Source organism: Antribacter soli, from assembly GCF_021568775.1.
In the GTDB taxonomy this organism is placed as follows: domain Bacteria; phylum Actinomycetota; class Actinomycetes; order Actinomycetales; family Cellulomonadaceae; genus Antribacter; species Antribacter soli.
Window position 1 is genome coordinate 119,282 of sequence record NZ_JAKGSG010000022.1, and the last position, 16,623, is coordinate 135,904.

General features: G+C 73.4%; 14 protein-coding genes. 4 read left to right on the forward strand and 10 right to left on the reverse strand.

Annotated elements, in window-relative coordinates; translation table 11 throughout:
• A complete protein-coding gene (locus tag L1785_RS06450; protein ID WP_236088382.1) occupies positions 1-2,094 on the forward strand; it encodes a penicillin-binding transpeptidase domain-containing protein in 2,094 nt (697 codons plus the stop codon).
• 170 nt (positions 2,095-2,264) lie between these two features.
• Here L1785_RS06450 and L1785_RS06455 read toward each other — a convergent pair whose 3' ends face one another.
• From L1785_RS06455 to L1785_RS06480, 6 genes are all read right to left on the reverse strand, one after another.
• Entirely contained in the window at positions 2,265-2,714 is a 450-nt protein-coding gene (locus L1785_RS06455) for a hypothetical protein (protein WP_236088383.1), read from the reverse strand.
• 195 nt (positions 2,715-2,909) lie between these two features.
• Complete coding sequence (locus L1785_RS06460) at positions 2,910-3,269, reverse strand: SHOCT domain-containing protein (protein WP_236088384.1); 360 nt, start codon at positions 3,267-3,269, stop codon at positions 2,910-2,912.
• A gap of 177 nt (positions 3,270-3,446) precedes the next feature.
• Positions 3,447-4,112, reverse strand: a complete 666-nt coding sequence (locus tag L1785_RS06465) for a response regulator (protein ID WP_236088385.1) — start codon at positions 4,110-4,112, stop codon at positions 3,447-3,449.
• Positions 4,109-5,536, reverse strand: a complete 1,428-nt coding sequence (locus L1785_RS06470) for a sensor histidine kinase (protein WP_236088386.1) — start codon at positions 5,534-5,536, stop codon at positions 4,109-4,111. The genes L1785_RS06465 and L1785_RS06470 overlap by 4 nt, the downstream gene beginning before the upstream one ends.
• Before the next feature lie 108 nt (positions 5,537-5,644).
• A complete protein-coding gene (locus tag L1785_RS06475) occupies positions 5,645-6,118 on the reverse strand; it encodes an SRPBCC family protein (RefSeq protein ID WP_236088387.1) in 474 nt (157 codons plus the stop codon).
• A gap of 53 nt (positions 6,119-6,171) precedes the next feature.
• Positions 6,172-7,407: an amidohydrolase gene (locus tag L1785_RS06480; RefSeq protein ID WP_236088388.1), complete on the reverse strand. Its 1,236-nt coding sequence runs from the start codon at positions 7,405-7,407 to the stop codon at positions 6,172-6,174.
• Positions 7,408-7,500: 93 nt separating this feature from the next.
• Here L1785_RS06480 and L1785_RS06485 point away from each other — a divergent pair, with 93 nt between their 5' ends.
• Positions 7,501-9,657, forward strand: coding sequence for an NAD(+) synthase (locus L1785_RS06485; RefSeq protein ID WP_236088389.1), 2,157 nt, complete (start codon positions 7,501-7,503; stop codon positions 9,655-9,657).
• A 7-nt stretch (positions 9,658-9,664) separates the two neighbouring features.
• Here L1785_RS06485 and L1785_RS06490 read toward each other — a convergent pair whose 3' ends face one another.
• On the reverse strand, positions 9,665-10,051 hold the full coding sequence (locus L1785_RS06490) for a VOC family protein (protein ID WP_236088390.1): 387 nt from the start codon (positions 10,049-10,051) through the stop codon (positions 9,665-9,667).
• A 53-nt stretch (positions 10,052-10,104) separates the two neighbouring features.
• Between L1785_RS06490 and L1785_RS06495 the strand changes: the two genes are divergently transcribed.
• On the forward strand, positions 10,105-10,857 hold the full coding sequence (locus L1785_RS06495) for a copper resistance CopC family protein (RefSeq protein ID WP_236088391.1): 753 nt from the start codon (positions 10,105-10,107) through the stop codon (positions 10,855-10,857).
• Between the two features lies 1 nt (position 10,858).
• Here the strand turns inward: L1785_RS06495 and L1785_RS06500 are convergent, their stop codons facing one another.
• Entirely contained in the window at positions 10,859-12,229 is a 1,371-nt protein-coding gene (locus tag L1785_RS06500) for an MFS transporter (RefSeq protein WP_236088392.1), read from the reverse strand.
• A 220-nt stretch (positions 12,230-12,449) separates the two neighbouring features.
• Here L1785_RS06500 and L1785_RS06505 point away from each other — a divergent pair, with 220 nt between their 5' ends.
• Positions 12,450-12,731 carry an HU family DNA-binding protein gene (locus tag L1785_RS06505; protein WP_236088393.1) on the forward strand — a complete coding sequence of 94 codons (282 nt, stop codon included), beginning with the start codon at positions 12,450-12,452 and terminating at the stop codon, positions 12,729-12,731.
• An 82-nt stretch (positions 12,732-12,813) separates the two neighbouring features.
• On the opposite strand, the gene L1785_RS06510 is transcribed toward L1785_RS06505, so the two are convergent.
• On the reverse strand, positions 12,814-15,618 hold the full coding sequence (locus L1785_RS06510) for a lysylphosphatidylglycerol synthase transmembrane domain-containing protein (protein WP_236088394.1): 2,805 nt from the start codon (positions 15,616-15,618) through the stop codon (positions 12,814-12,816).
• A gap of 91 nt (positions 15,619-15,709) precedes the next feature.
• Complete coding sequence (locus L1785_RS06515; protein WP_236088395.1) at positions 15,710-16,504, reverse strand: CPBP family intramembrane glutamic endopeptidase; 795 nt, start codon at positions 16,502-16,504, stop codon at positions 15,710-15,712.
• Positions 16,505-16,623: the final 119 nt, after the last annotated feature.

Genomic DNA, 16,623 nt, shown 5'->3' on the forward strand with positions numbered 1-16,623 from the left:
GTGCACCCGGAGCCGAGTCAGCCAGTGTTCCTCACCCCCGACGGACGTGCCGTCGGCGCAGACGGCCGGCCGGTGGACGTCCCGGCCGCGCCGAACGGCCCGGGCGCTCCCGACGGGCCCGGGGCTTCCCCGCGCAAGTCGCGGCGCGGCCTCGTCATCGGGGTCGTCGTCACGGTGGTGCTCCTCGCCGGCGTCGGCGTCCTGGCCTGGCTGACCTACTTCCGCGAGCCAGAGGTCCCCGACCCGGGCGCGGCGGCCGCGGACCTCGCGACAGCGCTGGAGCAGGGTGACGTCTCGGGCGCACGGCTGACGACAGCGACGTCCGTGGTGCCCGCCGAGCAGTACACCGCGGTGTTCGAGCAGCTCGCCGCCTTTGTCGGCGACCGCGGGCACACCGTCACGGTGAGCGAGGTCGGGCCGGTCATCGAGGGTGACGAAGGCGTGCGCCGCACGACGGCCACGCTGCAGTGGTCGTGGCCGATCACCACCGACGCGGCCTGGGAGTACATCACCGCCGTCGACCTGACGTGGGTCCCGCCGGAGGGCGACGAGGAGTCCAGCGAGTGGACGGCCGCGTGGGAGCCCACGCTCCTCGTGCCCGACCTCCAGGCGGGCGAGCGGCTCGCCGTGGAGACCGTCGCGCCGGTGCGCGGCCAGATCCTCGGCGCGGGCAGCGCGCCGATCGTCTCCGAGCAGACCGTCTACCGGGTCGGGATCGACAAGTTCAACCTGGGCCCGGACCAGTGGGACAGCTCCGCCCGGGCGCTCGCCGCGCTCATGCCGGAGCTCGACGCCGACGGGTTCGCGGCTGAGGTCGCTGCCGCCGGCGAGAAGGCGTACGTCGAGGCGTACCCGGTGAGGCAGGGCGACACGACCCACGACATGGGCGCGATCCGGTCGGTCGCCGGCGTGCTGGTGCGCGAGGACACGATGCCGCTCGCGCCGACGGCGGAGTTCGCGCGACCCATCCTGGGCCGCGTCGGCGAGGCTACCGCCGAGATCATCGAGGAGTCCGAGGGCGCGATCAAGCAGGGCGACGTGGTCGGCCTGTCCGGTCTGCAGCTCCGGTACGACGAGCTGCTGCGTGGCACGCCGGGCGTGGCCGTGACGGTCCAGCCCCCGGACGAGGCTCCCGAAGGCACGGAGCCGCGCGAGGTCTTCGCCGTCGCGGCGGCCGACGGCGCCCCGCTGGCGACGACTCTCGACGTCGACGCGCAGGTCCGGGCCGAGCAGGTGCTCGCGAGCGTCGTCCCGGCCAGCGCGATCGTCGCGATCAAGCCGTCCACCGGTGAGGTGGTCGCGGCTGCGAACGGGCCGGGCAACGAGAACCAGAACTTCGCCCTGACCGGCCAGTACGAGCCGGGCTCGACCTTCAAGATCGTGTCCGCGCTCGGGATGCTCCGAGCGGGCATGACGCCGTCCTCGATCGTGCCGTGCACCGAGACGATCGACGTCAACGGACGCACCTACCAGAACGTCCCGGGCTACCCGGCGACCGCTCTCGGGGACATCCCGCTCGCCAAGGCGTTCGCGAACTCCTGCAACACCGCGGTGATCTCCACGAGCGGCGCGGTCTCGCAGCAGGTGCTGCGCGACGCCGCGGCGGACCTCGGCCTCGGTGTCGAGTCGCCGCTGGGCGCGGCCGCCTTCTTCGGCGACGTCCCGGCGGAGGAGAGCGAGACCGGCCACGCGGAGTCGATGATCGGCCAGGGCAAGGTGCTGGCCTCCCCGCTGGCGATGGCGACCGTCGTGGCGAGCGTCTCGGCCGGTCACCGCGTGTCGCCGGTGCTCGTGCCCGGCCAGGGCGAGCCGCCCGCGGCCGGAGGGCTCACCGCCGACGAGGCCTCCACCCTGCGGTCGCTCATGGGCGGCGTCGTGAGCGAGGGCTCGGCCCAGAACCTGCAGGACGTCCCGGGGATCGTCGGGGCGAAGACCGGCACCGCGGAGTTCGTCGAGAACGGTGTGGAGAAGTCGCACGTGTGGATGGTGGCGATCACCGACTACGACCTCGTGGTCGCGGTGATGGTGGCCGAGGGCGAGCGCGGGTCGACCGTGGCCGGCCCGCTGATGCACCAGTTCCTCGTCGGCAGCTGAGGCTGCCGCCGTCCGCCGCCGAAGCAGGACGTGCCGGGATGGAACGTGCCGAAAGGATGTCGTCGCGCCAGGCGACCATCCGGCCGCTCGTTCCTCGCGGCCTCCCGCCAGGCCATCCAGCCTGGCGCGACGACATCCTTTCGGCACGTTCTACCTCTGCGAAGACAGCGTCAGCCCGCGTATCCGGCGGTCTCGCAGGCGTCCGAGTACTCGTCGACGGCGGCCGTGACCGCGGCCGGGTCGCCGGTGGTGCCTTCGAGCGCCTGGTCGAACGGGGCCTTGATGGCCTCGAGGTAGACGGCGGACTCGTCGTCGACGAGCGGGAGGATCGCGCCGAGGCGCTGGCTGGCGCTCGTCACCGTGCCGGTGGTGGTGTCGTCGAGGGGGTTGGCGATCGACGGGGCGGCCGCCTGGACGTAGGAGTCCAGGGAGCCTTCGCCGTAGAAGTAGGCACGGCAGGCGCCGACGGTGTCGTAGACGGCCGAGCTCGTCTCGGTGGCGGTGGCGGTTGCGGTGGCCGACGGCGTCGCCGTCTCGTCAGAGGTGCCCGAGCCATCCGAGCAGGCGGCGAGAATCAGGGCAGAGGAGAGAACCGCGGTCGCGGCAAGATACTTACGCATGCTAACGATTCGACCCCGAGTTGGCCGTGTGATGCAACCTGAATTCGAATCGGTGCGACTGCTTCGTCCGGGTACATCCAGACTGTCCGGAGATGATGTGCTGATCTTCACGACCTTACCGACAGCGGAACCGGCGGAACCGTCCGGCCTCCCGAGGAGCGAGGGCCAGACGGTTCCGGGTTCACGCCGGGCGACTCAGGCCTTCGGCGGCTCTGCCGGCGTGCTTCCGGCGTCGGGCCCGGAGCCTCCCGTACGCAGGACCGCCAGACGTGCGCGGAACTCCGCCTCGTCGATCTCGCCGCGTGCGAAGCGCTGCGCGAGGATCGTGACCGGGTCACCCCCGGAGGCGGTGGCGGACGGCGTCCCGTACGGAGCCTGGTGGGCCCACGGCCCGGGACCCCAGCCGGGACCGCGGCGCGCTCGCCGGGCGAAGAGGAAGATCACGGTCGCGAAGAGCAGGAACCAGAGCAGGGGGAAGACGAACCACCAGGCCCCAGGGCCCCAGCCCCCGCCGTGGTGCTGCATGGTGGACGCGAGGGTCATCGCGGTGAACATCTAGACCTCCGATGTCGGGGCGGCCGGGCGGGCCGGCCGGCGGCCGCTCCCTGCGGCCACACCTCCAGGTTGCTCCTTCGTACGAAACCGGTCGTCAGCCCGCCGTACCGTCCCTCGTACCGCGCTGGTACCGGTCCGACGCCGGCGGCCCGCCAGCACCCGCCCGGGAGCGCCCGCTCAGCCCGCCCAGCCCGGGCGGACCAGGCCCGCCTCGTACGCGAGGACGACGAGCTGGGCCCGGTCGCGCGCCCCGAGCTTCATGAGGACCCTCGAGACGTGCGTCTTCACCGTCGACTCCGACAGGTACAGCCGCGCCGCGATCTCGTCGTTCGCGTACCCGCCCGCGACCTCGACCAGCACCTCTCGCTCGCGCGGCGTGAGCTCCGCGAGCCCGGCGACGGGTGCGACCGTGCGCGTCGCCGCGGCGACGCGAGCGAGCAGCCGGCGCGTCACCGTCGGGGACAGGAGCGCGTCGCCGCCCGCCGCGACGCGCACCGCCCGCACGAGCTCGGCGGGCTCCGTGTCCTTGACCAGGAAGCCCGACGCCCCGGCGCGGATCGCCTCGGTCACGTACTCGTCCAGCTCGAACGTCGTCACGACGACGACGTGCACCCCCGCGGCGCGCGGCTCGGCCACGATCCGGCGGGTCGCTTCCAGACCGTCCAGCCCCGGCATCCGGATGTCCATGAGCACCACCTCCGGCAGGTGCTCGAGCGTGAGGCGGACGGCGTCGTCGCCGCTCGCGGCCTCGGCCACGACGCGCATGTCGTCCTCGGACTCCACCAGGGCGCGGAAGCCGCCCCGCACGAGGGCCTGGTCGTCGGCGATCAGGACATCGATCACGGTGCCTCCTCGGCTCTGCCGTCCGCTGCGGGTGGAGAAGACGCGGGGGAGACGGGGATCGTCGCGTGCACGTCCCAGCCCGGTCCAGGATCGGCGGGCCCTGCCTCCAGCGTGCCGCCCGCGCCCTCGACGCGCTCCCGCATCCCCCGCAGCCCGTACCCGGGCGAGGCGCCCGCTCGGGGCGAGCGGCCGTCGTCGGACACGAGGACTTCTGCCTGGTCCCCCGTCACCCGCACGTGGACCCGTACCGCCGTCGCCCCCGACGCGTGCCGTCGCACGTTCGTCAGCGACTCCTGCACCACGCGGAACACAACGCCCGCGAGGCGGTCGGGGAGCGCATGTGCCGCGGGGTCCACGTCCAGCGCGACGGCGAGGCCCTCCGCGCGGGCCTGGTCGGCGAGCTTCGTCACGCCGGTCAGGTCCCAGGTGGGCGTCAGCGGCACCGCGCTGTCCGACGCCGACCCGCCCGGGTGCACCGTCCCGGGCCCAGCGCCGGCCGGGCCGGGCGGAGCGACCCCGGGCGGAGCGGAACCCGACGTTTCGGAGCCGTCGCGCACGATCCCCAGGACCGCCCGCACCTCGGAGAGTGCGTCCCGGCTGGTGTCGCGGATGTTCGTCAGGGCCGACCGCGCCTGACCGGGGTTCCGGTCCAGCAGGTGCAGGCCCACCCCAGCCTGCACGTTGATGGCGGACAGGGAGTGGGCGAGGACGTCGTGCAGCTCGCGGGCGATGCGCAGGCGCTCGGCCGTCACGGCGGTGCGCTCGCGCTCGGCGGCGGTCTCGCGCGCGGCGGCACGGGCCGCGGCGATCCGCCCGGAGCGGTCCCGGATCGATCCTGCGACGAGCAGGACCACCGCCAGCCAGGCGGCCCCGGCGACGAGGTTTCCGAAGGTCGGCGCGTCGGTGCTGGGCCAGCCGGGCCGGCCCCACGAGACCGTCCCGCGCAGCTCCGCCGCGCAGACCAGCACGCCGCCCAGGAGGGCCGCCCCGGCCCAGCCGATCAGGCGGTGACGGTTGGCCGGGCCTGTCAGCACCACGGCGACGAGGACCGCCGCCGGACCGAGGAGGGCCGGGCCCCAGGGAAACCCGAGCGCCAGGAACGTGCCCACCGCGCCGACGGACGATGCCACGGCCAGGACCGGTCGCCGCGGCAGCAGACCGACAAGCGCCGCCGGGGAGACAAGCAGGAGGAGGACCGCCAGGAACGGGACCCGCTGGCCGCGCCGGCCGGGTCCGCCGCCGGGCGACCCGTCCATCCAGCCGTCCATCCAGCCGCCTGACCAGCCGTTCCCGAACGGGCCCGACCACCCGTGCCGGGCGGTGCCGAAGGTGCCGAGCACGCTCACGAGCAGCACCAGGCCCGCCAGGAAGACGCGCGGGCGGCGACGGTCCAGGGGACCGGCTGGTCCGGGGCCGGGCATCATGCCAGCACGCTACGCCGGAGCCCGGGTGAGCGCGTCGTCCTGCGGTGCCGTGCCGCGTGGTCCCGGGGTGCCGTGGTGCACCTGGGCAAGCGACCGCCGTCGGGCACGCTACGCACGGATCGCGGCCAGCACCCGTGGGTCCGCGCAGCCGCGGGCGAAGCCGGCGATGCGCCGGTCGATGTCCCGGCGCAGCAGTGCCGCGCCGATCCGCTCCGCGAGCGGCGCGAGCCACCGCGGCCTGCACGAGAAGGAGTACCGCCACACGGCGCGCGTGCCGCCGCCGGGCTCGGCCGCGAATCGCCACCCGGCCGCGAAGTGGTGGAAGAACCACGTCCCGGTGAGCATCTTCATGCCCACGTTCGTGGGCGGGTTGTACGAGACGTACTCGCTGGTCATCCGCAGCCCCGACCGGTGGGTCGTGGCGACGCGCACGCCCTTGGCAGGGCGGGTCGCGCCGTCGAGGAGCCGCTGGCGGCGGATGAACGGGTCCCACAGGAGCCGCACCTCGCCGGTGGTCTGGGACACGGCATACGCCGTGCCGGGATCGACGGGGACCACGAGGGAGGACTCGACGACTGGCACGGCACCATCGTGCCCGACGTCGGTCCCCTCACCTCGCGTTCTGCCTGAGTGGGTCAGGAGAAGCGCTCCTCGCGCTCCTTGACGACGCCCTTGCCGCGGCCGCCGTCGGCCGCGGCGTCCCACGTGAAGACCTCGGTGCCGGTGATGAAGACGTGCTCGGCGCGCGAGGTGACGTCGAGCGGGTCGCCCGACCAGACGACGATGTCGCCGTCGAGACCCGGCGTCAGCGCTCCCACACGCGTGTCCAGGCCGAGGAACGACGCCGGGTTGACGGTCAGCGCCTCGATCGCGGTCTTCGGGTCCAGGCCCTCCTTGACGGCGAGCGAGGCCTGGTGCACCAGGAAGTTGATCGGCACGACGGGGTGGTCGGTCGTGATGGCGACGCGTACTCCGGCGGACGCGAGGCGGCCCAGGCTGGCGATCTCCCGGTGGCGCAGCTCGACCTTGGAGCGCGACGTGAACAGGGGCCCGAAGATGACAGGGACGTCCTTCTCGGCGAGCACGTCGGCCAGGAACGCAGCCTCGGTGCCGTGGTTGATGACCAGGCGGTAGCCGAACTCGTCGGCGAGGCGCAGAGCCGTCGCGATGTCGTCGGCGCGGTGCACGTGCTGGTCCCACACGAGCTCGCCCGCCAGGACGCGCGCGAGGGTCTCCTTGGCGAGGTCGCGGTCGAACGGCTTGCCCTCGGCGGCCGCGGCGTCGCGCTTGGCGACGTAGTTCTGCGCGTCCACGAAGGCCTTGCGGATCACGTTCGCGACCCCCAGGCGTGTCGAGGGGAGCTGCTTCTTGTCCCCGTAGACGCGCTTGGGGTTCTCGCCGAGCGCGCTCTTCACCGAGACGGTGCCGCTGATGACCTGCTCGTCGACGGTGCGGCCGCCCCAGGTCTTGATCGCGACGGTCTGGCCGCCGATCGGGTTGCCCGAGCCCGGCTTGATCACGGCGCTCGTGACGCCGCCGAGGAGGGCGTCGCGGAAGCCCTCGTCCTCGATGTTGATCCCGTCGATGGCGCGCAGGGCCGACCCGTCCGGGTGCGTCATCTCGTTCGTGTCGTTGCCTGCCCAGCCCTCGCCCTCCTCGTGGGTGCCGATGTGGCCGTGCGCCTCGATGAAGCCCGGGAGCACCCACCTGCCCTGCGCGTCCAGGGTGGTGACGCCCTCGGGGATCGCGACGTCGGCGCCGACCGCGGTGATGACGCCGTACTCGACGAGGACCGTGCCGCTCTCGATCGGCTCGGCAGCGACGGGCACCACATAGGCGTTGGTGATGGCGATGCTGGAACGCGTTGTCATGCGCCAATCATTACCCAGGGAAATTACCTGCGGCAACGAACCGGTGGCAGGTGCACAGGGGTTCGGCACGTTGACCGAACCTAGACTCAGGGCGTGGACTTCTACTCGGCCTACGCCCACGGGTTCGCCCGCGTCGCCGCCTGCACCATCCCGGTCGCCGTGGCCGACCCCGCCGCGAACGCCGTGGCGGTCCTGGACCAGGCGCGCGAGTGCCACGACCAGGGCGTCGCCGTCGCGGTGTTCCCCGAGCTGTGCCTGAGCGGCTACGCGATCGACGACCTCCTGCTCCAGGACACGCTCCTCGAGGGGGTCCTCGAGGCGCTCGCGGAGATCGTCGCGGCCAGCGCGGACCTCCTGCCGATGCTCGTCGTCGGCGCGCCGCTACGGGCCGGGAGCCGCCTGCTGAACGCGGCCGTCGTCGTCCACAAGGGGCGGATCCTCGGCGTCGCGCCGAAGTCCTACCTGCCGAACTACCGCGAGTTCTACGAGAAGCGGCACTTCGCCCCGGGCGACGACCGGCGTGGCGGCACGCTCACCCTCCTCGGCGAGGAGGTCCCGCTCGGGCCCGACCTCGTCTTCCACGCGACCGACGTGCCCGGGCTCGACGTCCACGTCGAGGTCTGCGAGGACATGTGGGTGCCCGTGCCGCCGTCGGCGGAGGCGGCCCTGGCCGGCGCCACCGTGCTGCTCAACCTGAGCGGCAGCCCCATCACCGTGGGCCGCGCCGAGGAGCGGCGCATGCTCGTGCGCAGCGCGAGCGCCCGCTGCCTCGCCGCCTACGTGTTCGCCGCCGCCGGGCAGGGCGAGTCCAGTACGGACCTGAGCTGGGACGGCCAGACGATGGCCTACGAGTGCGGCGACCTCCTCGGCGAGACGGAGCGCTTCCCCGACGGGCCGCGCCGCACCGTCGTGGACGTCGACCTCGACCGGCTGCGCCAGGAGCGCTTGCGGCAGGGCAGCTTCGACGACAACCGGCGCGGCCTCGGCCTCGCCGCGGCCCCCGGCACGCTGTCCGATCCCCGGGGTCCCCGCGAAGTACCGCAGCGAAGCGAGGACACTTCGTGGGGTTGGGGCGCCGGTGGCTCGCCCCGGGCGGGCGCCGCGACGGGGCGGAGGTTCCGGACGGTGGAGTTCACGGTGGCGCCGCCGTCGGGCGACATCGGGCTGCGGCGGAAGGTGGACCGCTTCCCCTTCGTGCCCGACGACCCGGCACGCCTCGCCCTCGACTGCTACGAGGCGTACAACATCCAGGTCAGCGGCCTGGAGCAGCGGCTCGCGGCGATCGGGCACCCGAAGGTCGTGATCGGTGTGTCGGGCGGCCTCGACTCGACGCACGCCCTGATCGTCGCGGCCCGCGCCATGGACCGCCTGGGGCGGCCGCGCAGCGACATCCACGCGTTCACGATGCCGGGCTTCGCGACGGGCGAGCGGACGAAGGGGTACGCGACGCGGCTGTCGAAGGCGCTCGGCGTGACGTTCGCCGAGCTCGACATCCGGCCCGCGGCCGAGCAGATGCTCAAGGACCTGGACCACCCGTACTCCGGCGGGACGAAGCACTACGACGTCACGTTCGAGAACGTCCAGGCCGGCCTGCGCACCGACTACCTGTTCCGGCTCGCGAACCACCGGGGCGGCATCGTGCTCGGCACGGGCGACCTGTCGGAGCTGGCGCTCGGCTGGTGCACGTACGGCGTCGGCGACCAGATGTCGCACTACGCGGTGAACACCGGGGTGCCGAAGACGTTGATCCAGCACCTCATCCGGTGGGTGATCGACTCGTCGCAGTTCGGGGACGACGTCAACGGCGTGCTCCGCGAGATCCTCACGCAGGAGATCACGCCCGAGCTCGTGCCGACCGAGGAGGGCGAGGTCCCGCAGTCCACCGAGGCGACCGTGGGGCCCTACGCCCTGCAGGACTTCACGCTGTTCTGGACGCTGCGGCACGGGTTCCGGCCGTCGAAGATCGCGTTCCTCGCGTGGCACGCCTGGCATGACGCCGGCGCCGGCGAGTGGCCGCCCGGCTTCCCCGCCGAGGGCCGGACGGAGTACGACCTGGCGACGATCCGCAAGTGGCTCGTCGTGTTCGTGCGGCGGTTCTTCGCGTCCCAGTTCAAGCGGTCCGCCCTGCCGAACGGGCCCAAGGTGGCCGCGGGTGGCACGATGTCGCCGCGCGGCGACTGGCGCATGCCGTCGGACGCGAGCCCGGTGGCCTGGCTGGCCGAGCTGGAGAAGAACGTCCCGGCGGCGTGACCGGTCCTCACCGCTGCTGGCGGACCAGCTCGATCGGGTTGCCCGTCGGATCCGCGACCCACGCGACGCGCAGACGGCCGTCCTGGAAGTCGTGCGGCGCGCTCATCGGCGTCGCGCCCACCGCGAGCGCCTGGTCGTAGGACGCATCCACGTCGTCGCACCACAGGCAGAGCTCCATGGCCGCGCCCGCCTCGGACACCTCGATCCCGTGCTCCTCGCGGGCCGCGCCGGGCGAGGCGACCCCGATGGTGAGGCCCGCACCGCTGAGCTCCACGTGGAGGGGCTCGCCCTCCGGCGCGTAGCGGTACGTCTCCTCGAAGCCGAGGTCGCGGTAGAAGGCAACCGACCGCTCGACGTCCTCGGCGTAGAGGTTGACCTGGGAACCCGTGAACATGGCCACACCGTACGCGCGGCCACCGACACAGGCTCCCGGAGTAGGGTCGATCCATGCCCGCAACGACCGTCGCTCTCGTTCGCCCCCGGCCGTCCGCCCGCCTGCTCGCAGCAGCCGCCACGCTGCTCGCGCTCGCGGTGGTCCTGGTCGCGGGCCTCGTTGCCGGTTCCCTCCCGGCCAGCGCGCACGACGCGCTCCTCTCCTCCGTCCCGGCCGACGGCCAGACCGTCGAGCAGGCGCCCGGGAGCATCCTGCTGACGTTCACGGAGGCCCCGCTCGAGACCGGCGCCCAGATCGTCGTCACGGGACTCGACGGCGCGCAGGTCGAGGTCGGCGAGCTCGCGTTCGACGCCGCGGCGGCCAGCGTAAAGGCCGCGCTCCCCACCGACGTGGCCGGCGGCACCTACACCGTCGCGTGGCACGTCGTCTCCTCGGACGGGCACCCCATCGAGGGCACCCTCTCGTACGCGGTGCCCGAGCCGGCGGCCGAGGCCACGCCCGAGGCAACGGCGACGCCCGAGGCCACGGCGACGCCCGGCAGCGAGGCCGACGCCGTCCAGGCCGAGACCTCGGTCGAGGGCGACGCCCGCACGGTCCCGGTGCCGACGGGCGACGCATCGACACCGCTCGTGATCGCGGGCTCGATCGCGGCGGCGGCCGTCGTGGCCGCCGCGGCCTTCTTCGCGGTGCGCCGCAAGATCCAGGACAACGAGGAGCTGCGCCGCAACAAGCCGTCGGAGCCCAGCGAGCCCACCGAGCCAACCGAGCAGTCCGAGACCGAGGACCCTGAGGAGCCGAAGGCCTGACTCAGGCCGCCCGGCCGAACCGGACCAGCAGCACGGTCACGACAGCCGGCACGAGCAGGACCGCGCCCGCGACGTTGACCGCCTGGAACCCGCCCCAGGCCAGGAGCGGCCCGGCGACGGCGGCTGCCGCCGCGCCGGCGTAGTTCATGAGGGCGTCGGTGGCGCCCTGCAGTGGGAGGCGTCGGCGGTCGTCGGGCACGGCGGCGAGGACGGCCGACGCCGAGATCACGCAGGCCGACCAGCCGAGCCCGAGCAGGACGAGGGCGATCGCGGTGACCGACTCGGTGCCGTGGCCGCCGTGCGCGGCCGCTGCCCGCGCGGCGACGAGGCCGACCGCCACCGCCGAGGCCTGCAGCGTCAGGCCGGCTGCCCCGACCGCCGTCGGGCCCAGCCGGTCGGTCAGCCACCCGAAGACCGGGCTGAACGCGAACATGCCCAGCACGTGCAGACTGATCACGAGGCCGACAAGCTCGAGCGACATCCCGCCGTGCTGCATGTGCAGCGGCGTCATCACCATCACCATGATCATCACCGAGTGCGCCACGGCGGTGGTCACGACGGCGAAGCGCGTCCGCGGCATGCGCAGCGCCCACGCGAGCGAGGCCAGCGCCCCGTCGGCCTTCCGGCGGTGTCCGAGGGCGGTCGCCCCCGGCGGCGTGGCCGGTGCCACGACCGGGTGTGCCGACCGGTAGAGCAGCGCGATGACCGTCCCGGCGAGTACGTACGCGGCGAGCGAGAACAGGTACGGGCCCGCGAGGACGGGCAGCCCGACGGCGCGGGCGAGCGCAGCTCCCGGTCCGGCGAGGTTGGGTCCGGCGACGGACCCCACGGTCGTGGCCCACAGCACCACGGCCATCGTGCGCCCGCGCGTGGTCTCGCCGGCGTTCTCGCCGGCGGCGTACCGGGACTGCAGGTTGGTCGCGTTCGCGATCCCGTACAGGGCGAGGCCCACGAGGAGCAGGAGGAACTGGCCGGCGAGGGCGGCGGTGACGATGAGCAGCGCGCCCACCGTCGCGAGCGCGTACCCGAGGGCCAGCGCCCGGCGTCGGCCGCGCCGCGCGGCGAGCCCCGCGAGCGGGATCGACGCGACAGCGGCGGCGAGGACCCCGGTCGCCTGGGCGAGACCGGCGACGGACGTCCCGCCCAGGTCCTCGGCGAGCAGCGCCCCCACGGCGGCGCCCGAGGCGACGCCGACGCCGGCGAGGAGGTTGCTCACCACGAGGACGACGACGTTGCGCCCCGCGCCCGCGGGCGCCGGTGCGGGCGTGTCCGACGGCGTGTCGGTCTTGGTCCTCGAGGCCGGCTCCGGCGTGTCGGGCGGCGCGGCGTCGCGGAACCCTGCGGGCGCGATCGGGGCGTCAGGATCGCTCATCCTGCGAGCGTAGACCGGCCAGGAGATGGTGGATCGTCTCAACTGCCATTCGTTCGAACGTGCGGACGATGCCCTGCCGAGGCCGTTGTGAGCAGAATGTCACCCGAATGTTGTGCCCAAGAGCCCCGTTCTCCGCGAAGATCCGCCGATCTGCTGGCAGGATGGGTGCTCGACGTCGCGCGGTAGACCGCCGTGCGACGTGACCGAAGAAGGGAAACGCATGTCGCTCAACAAGTCCGAGCTCGTCTCGGCGATCGCGTCGAAGTCCGGTCTCACGAAGACGGACACCGAGAAGGCCATCGACGCTTTCCAGGAGGTGCTCATCGAGTCGCTCGCCTCTGGCGAGGCGGTGAAGGTCACCGGCCTGTTCTCGGCCGAGCGCGTCGAGCGCGCAGAGCGCACGGGCCGCAACCCGCGCACCGGCGAGGAGATCATCATCCCCGCCAACTTCGGTGTGAAGCTCAGCGCCGGCTCGCTGCTGAAGAAGGCCGTCGCCAAGTGACGCTTCGCTGACGTGAGCAGCGACGCAAGGCCCGGCCCCCGCGAGGGGCCGGGCCTTCGTCATGCGCGCAGGCGGAGCCCGCCTACAGGTCGCCCCGGCGCTCCAGCCAGCGCATCGCCATCCACCCGATCGGGATGCGCCCCCAGTACGTGACCGCCCGGTACAGGAGCGTCGCGGAGAGCGCGATCGAGGCCGGCAGCCCGGCGGCGGCGAGACCGGCGGTGAGGGCGCCCTCGACGCCGCCCAGGCCGCCCGGGGTGGGCACCAGGGCGCCGAGCGCGTTGCCCACGAGGTTCACCAGCGCGATGTCCACGACCGGCAGCGTGTGCCCGAACGCCGACAAGCACGCGGAGAACGCCAGGATGTAGCCGAGCGTCATGACGAGGTTGCCCGCGATGCCGAGGGCGAGCCGGCCCGGGTGCCCGAGCATCTGCGCGAGCCGGGGCCACACCTGCCGCATGCGCGGCGCGATGAACGCCATCCCCCACCGCCGTACGCCGGGCACGAGCAGCACCGCCACGACGCCGGCGGCCACGCTGCCGAGCGTGAGCAGCACTGCCGCCGACGGCAGCTCGACGAGCGCCCCCGCCCCGGTGAACACGCTGAGCGCCACGAGCAGCAGCACGGTCACGACGAACTGCGACACCTGCACGAGCGCCACGGTCGCGACCGCCATCGGCATGGTCACGCCGCGCTGGTTCAGCATCCGCAGGTTGAGCGCCGCCGGGCCGATGCCCGCGGGGGCGGCGAGCGCGACGAACGAGCCGGCCATCTGGGTGAGCGTGGCGCGCCACATCGGCACCCGCACGGGCGAGAACGCGACGAGCGTGAGCGCGGCCCCGAACCAGGTGACCATCGCGAGCGCGAACGCGACGGCCGCCCACCACGGGTTCGCCGAGCGCAGCGCGGCGGTGATCTGCTCGAAGTTGATCGTGGCGACCACGACCGCCACGGCGATGATCGTCAGGGTCAGCGTCACGATCGTGCGGGCCCCGAAGCGGGTGATGCGCTGGGGCGCCACGTCGGCCTGCGGCAGCCGCTCGACGAGCGCCTCGCGCAGCTCGGTCAGGAGGCCCTTGCGCCGGCGCACCTCCTCCCGGGTGGCGCGGGGCAGCGCGATCGACTGGAGCAGCGGCCCGATCGCGGCGATGTCGTCGTCGGGCAGCGCGCGGGCGGCGGACGCGACGGCACGGCGTGCGCCGACGCGCAGCGCGAGCAGCGCCACCATCTGCACGAGGTCGAAGCGGCGGGAGAGCGGCGACGACGCGATCTCGCCCTGCTCCCAGCCGGTGAGCCACACGTGCGGGTCGCCGTCGGCGTCGTGGTGGACGAGCAGCACGTCGGGCGTGAGGGCGCGGTGGGTGAGGCCGGCGGCGTGCGCGCGGCCGAGCTGCTCCCAGGCCTCGGCGAGGACGTCGTCGCTCACCTCGTCGTCGGGCAGGTCGCGCAGCGACACCGCGCCGCGGGCGTGCTCCAGCACGAGGGCGACGGAGTCGGCGGCGTCGCCGATGCCGAGCAGCCGGGGCGTGCGCACACCGGCCGCGGTGGCGGCGTAGGAGAGCAGCGCGGTGCGCTCGGCCACGGCCTTCAGCGAGATCGCGGCGCGGCCCTCGATGCCGCGCAGCCGCAGGGACCGCCAGGATCGGGTGAGCATGCCGACGACCTGCCGGTCGCCGTCGAGCACGACGACGTCGCGGCGCACGTCGTCGTCGGTGAACATCGCGTAGACGCGGTTGTCGCCGGCGCGCGTCAGGGCGACGGCGGCCGGGTCCGACGGCGGAGCGGTGTCGCCGGTGTCCTTGGCGACCTCGCCGGCGTCGGCGGTGTCGGTGTCCGCGGCCTCTGCACGGCGCGGTGCCGTGGCCGCCGCGACCGGGGGCGCCGGCATCTCGTCGACGGGCAGCTGCGCGGTCACGTGCCCCTCGGAGTCGATCTCCGTCACCGGGTCGTCGAGGGCGCCGGTGCGGGCTGCGTCGTCGGACACGTCGTGGACGCGGACCAGCGCCTTGGGCCGGAACCCGGCCCGCTGCGCTGCCGTGACGAGGTCCGGGCCGTAGGCCCGTTCGCTGCGGACGCCCGATGCGTACTGCACCGCCTGGCCCGCCATCCGGCCCAGCAGCAGCGACACGAGCACGCCCGGGAGCGAGACCTGCCCGGTGATGAGCACGATGCCGAGCGCGACGAACATCAGGTTCCACGACCACCGCACGGTCCGCCGCCGCGTCGCCGGACCGGCGACGGTGAGCAGCGCGGTCACGGCAGCGGCGTACTCGGGGATGGTCAGGATGTAACCCTGGCCGCGCTCCCAGACCGACATGGTGCGCACCAGCTCGGTGCTGCCGAGGCGCAGGACGAGGAACGTCGTGACGAGGCCGACGAGCAGCGCGAGCATGGCCGCGACGATCGACTCGACGACCTGGCGGCCGAGCCGGCGCACCCCGAGCTCGACGAGCACGGCCACCGGAGCCAGCAGCGTCACGATGCCCTGCAGCACGGCGACGGGCACGAACAGGAGCTGGGCGAGCAGGTCGTTGAAGCCGCGGACGTCCTCCGTGACCCCCTCGGTGGTGCCGTGCGCCACGACGGACAGCACCAGCACGAGCGCCACGCCGACCGCGCACATCACGAGCCCGAGCAGGTCCCGCGGATGCCGGACGCGCTGTTCGGGAGTGTCCACCACGCGCACCACGCCGTGGTCGGGGACCTGTGCCAGGACAGCCCGCAGCGACCCGGTCTGGGGGCTGCTCACGGTCACGGCCCGGACCTCGCCGATGCGCCACGCGCCTCCGCCCGCGGGCCCGTCCTGGATCGGTGCTCCTGCCGTTCCGCTCCCCGCGTCCGCCCCGCCCGCGGCGTCTTCCGCCCGGTCGGTGCTTGTGTCGGACATAGACGCGAGTTTAGAGGTGTGCCCTGCTCAGCGCGCCAACAAATGGGATGGTGCGGTGAATGTCCGGGTACCGTCGGAGTCGTCCCTGCGGTCAGAGAAGATCGCGCCAACTGGCCGGCAGCAGCGCGTAGCCGACGAAGGCCACCACATCGAGCACGGTGTGCGCCACGACGAGCGGGACGACCCGGCGGCGGCCCCATCGGGACGTGTAGAACCACGAGAAGACGACGCCCATGACGACGTTGCCGAGGAACGGTCCGAACCCCTGGTACAGGTGGTACGAGCCGCGCAGGACCGAGCTCGCGACGACGAACTTCACCCGGTCCCAGCCGAGGTCCGAGGTGCGCTCGTACAGGTACGCGACGGCGATCATCTCCTCGAGGAGACCGTTCTGCAGGGCGCTCAGCACGAGCACCGGGACCGTCCACCACGCCTCGTTCAGTGCCGAGGCCTGCACCTGCACCGTGATGCCCATGGCGCGCCCGGCCAGGTAGAACGCGAGGCCGGGGATGCCGATCGCGGCGGCGAGCGCGAACCCCCAGGCGGTGTCGCGCGCCGGGCGGGACCGGTCGAGGCCGATCCGCGCGAGGGCGTCGCGCCCCCGCCCGGACAGCAGGTACAGCGCCAGCGCGACCGGCACGAGCCCGAACCCGATGCTCAGGAGCTGGTAGGTGAGGTCCAGGTACGGGCGCGGCGACTGGCTCGGGTTGAGGGTGGCCGTCTGCTCCGCGAGCGGGGGTCCCGCCGTCAGGCGCGCGACGATGTTCACCACCGCGTAGACGGCGGACTTGCCCAGGCTCAGCCCGAGGACGATCCAGATCTCGGCACCGACCCGCCGCCGGGTCTGGACGGCGGGCGTGTCGTGCGCGAACTCGGTACTGCTCATCAGCCGGTTATAGCACCGCCGGCTGAGCCCGCGGTGATCAGGCCGTTCTCCGCAGAGGCCCTTGTGCTCACCGGGGCCTACGGTGCAGACTGGTTTGCAGTACAAACTACTCCGAGAGG

Bases quoted from the DNA above. Each gene is read 5' to 3' on its own strand.
- L1785_RS06455 (WP_236088383.1), bottom strand. From the start codon at position 2,714: ATGCGTAAGTATCTTGCCGCGACCGCGGTTCTCTCCTCTGCCCTGATT.
- L1785_RS06460 (WP_236088384.1), bottom strand. From the start codon at position 3,269: ATGTTCACCGCGATGACCCTCGCGTCCACCATGCAGCACCACGGCGGG.
- L1785_RS06470 (WP_236088386.1), bottom strand. From the start codon at position 5,536: ATGATGCCCGGCCCCGGACCAGCCGGTCCCCTGGACCGTCGCCGCCCG.
- L1785_RS06480 (WP_236088388.1), bottom strand. From the start codon at position 7,407: ATGACAACGCGTTCCAGCATCGCCATCACCAACGCCTATGTGGTGCCC.
- L1785_RS06490 (WP_236088390.1), bottom strand. From the start codon at position 10,051: ATGTTCACGGGTTCCCAGGTCAACCTCTACGCCGAGGACGTCGAGCGG.
- L1785_RS06495 (WP_236088391.1), top strand. From the start codon at position 10,105: ATGCCCGCAACGACCGTCGCTCTCGTTCGCCCCCGGCCGTCCGCCCGC.
- L1785_RS06500 (WP_236088392.1), bottom strand. From the start codon at position 12,229: ATGAGCGATCCTGACGCCCCGATCGCGCCCGCAGGGTTCCGCGACGCC.
- L1785_RS06505 (WP_236088393.1), top strand. From the start codon at position 12,450: ATGTCGCTCAACAAGTCCGAGCTCGTCTCGGCGATCGCGTCGAAGTCC.
- L1785_RS06510 (WP_236088394.1), bottom strand. From the start codon at position 15,618: ATGTCCGACACAAGCACCGACCGGGCGGAAGACGCCGCGGGCGGGGCG.
- L1785_RS06515 (WP_236088395.1), bottom strand. From the start codon at position 16,504: ATGAGCAGTACCGAGTTCGCGCACGACACGCCCGCCGTCCAGACCCGG.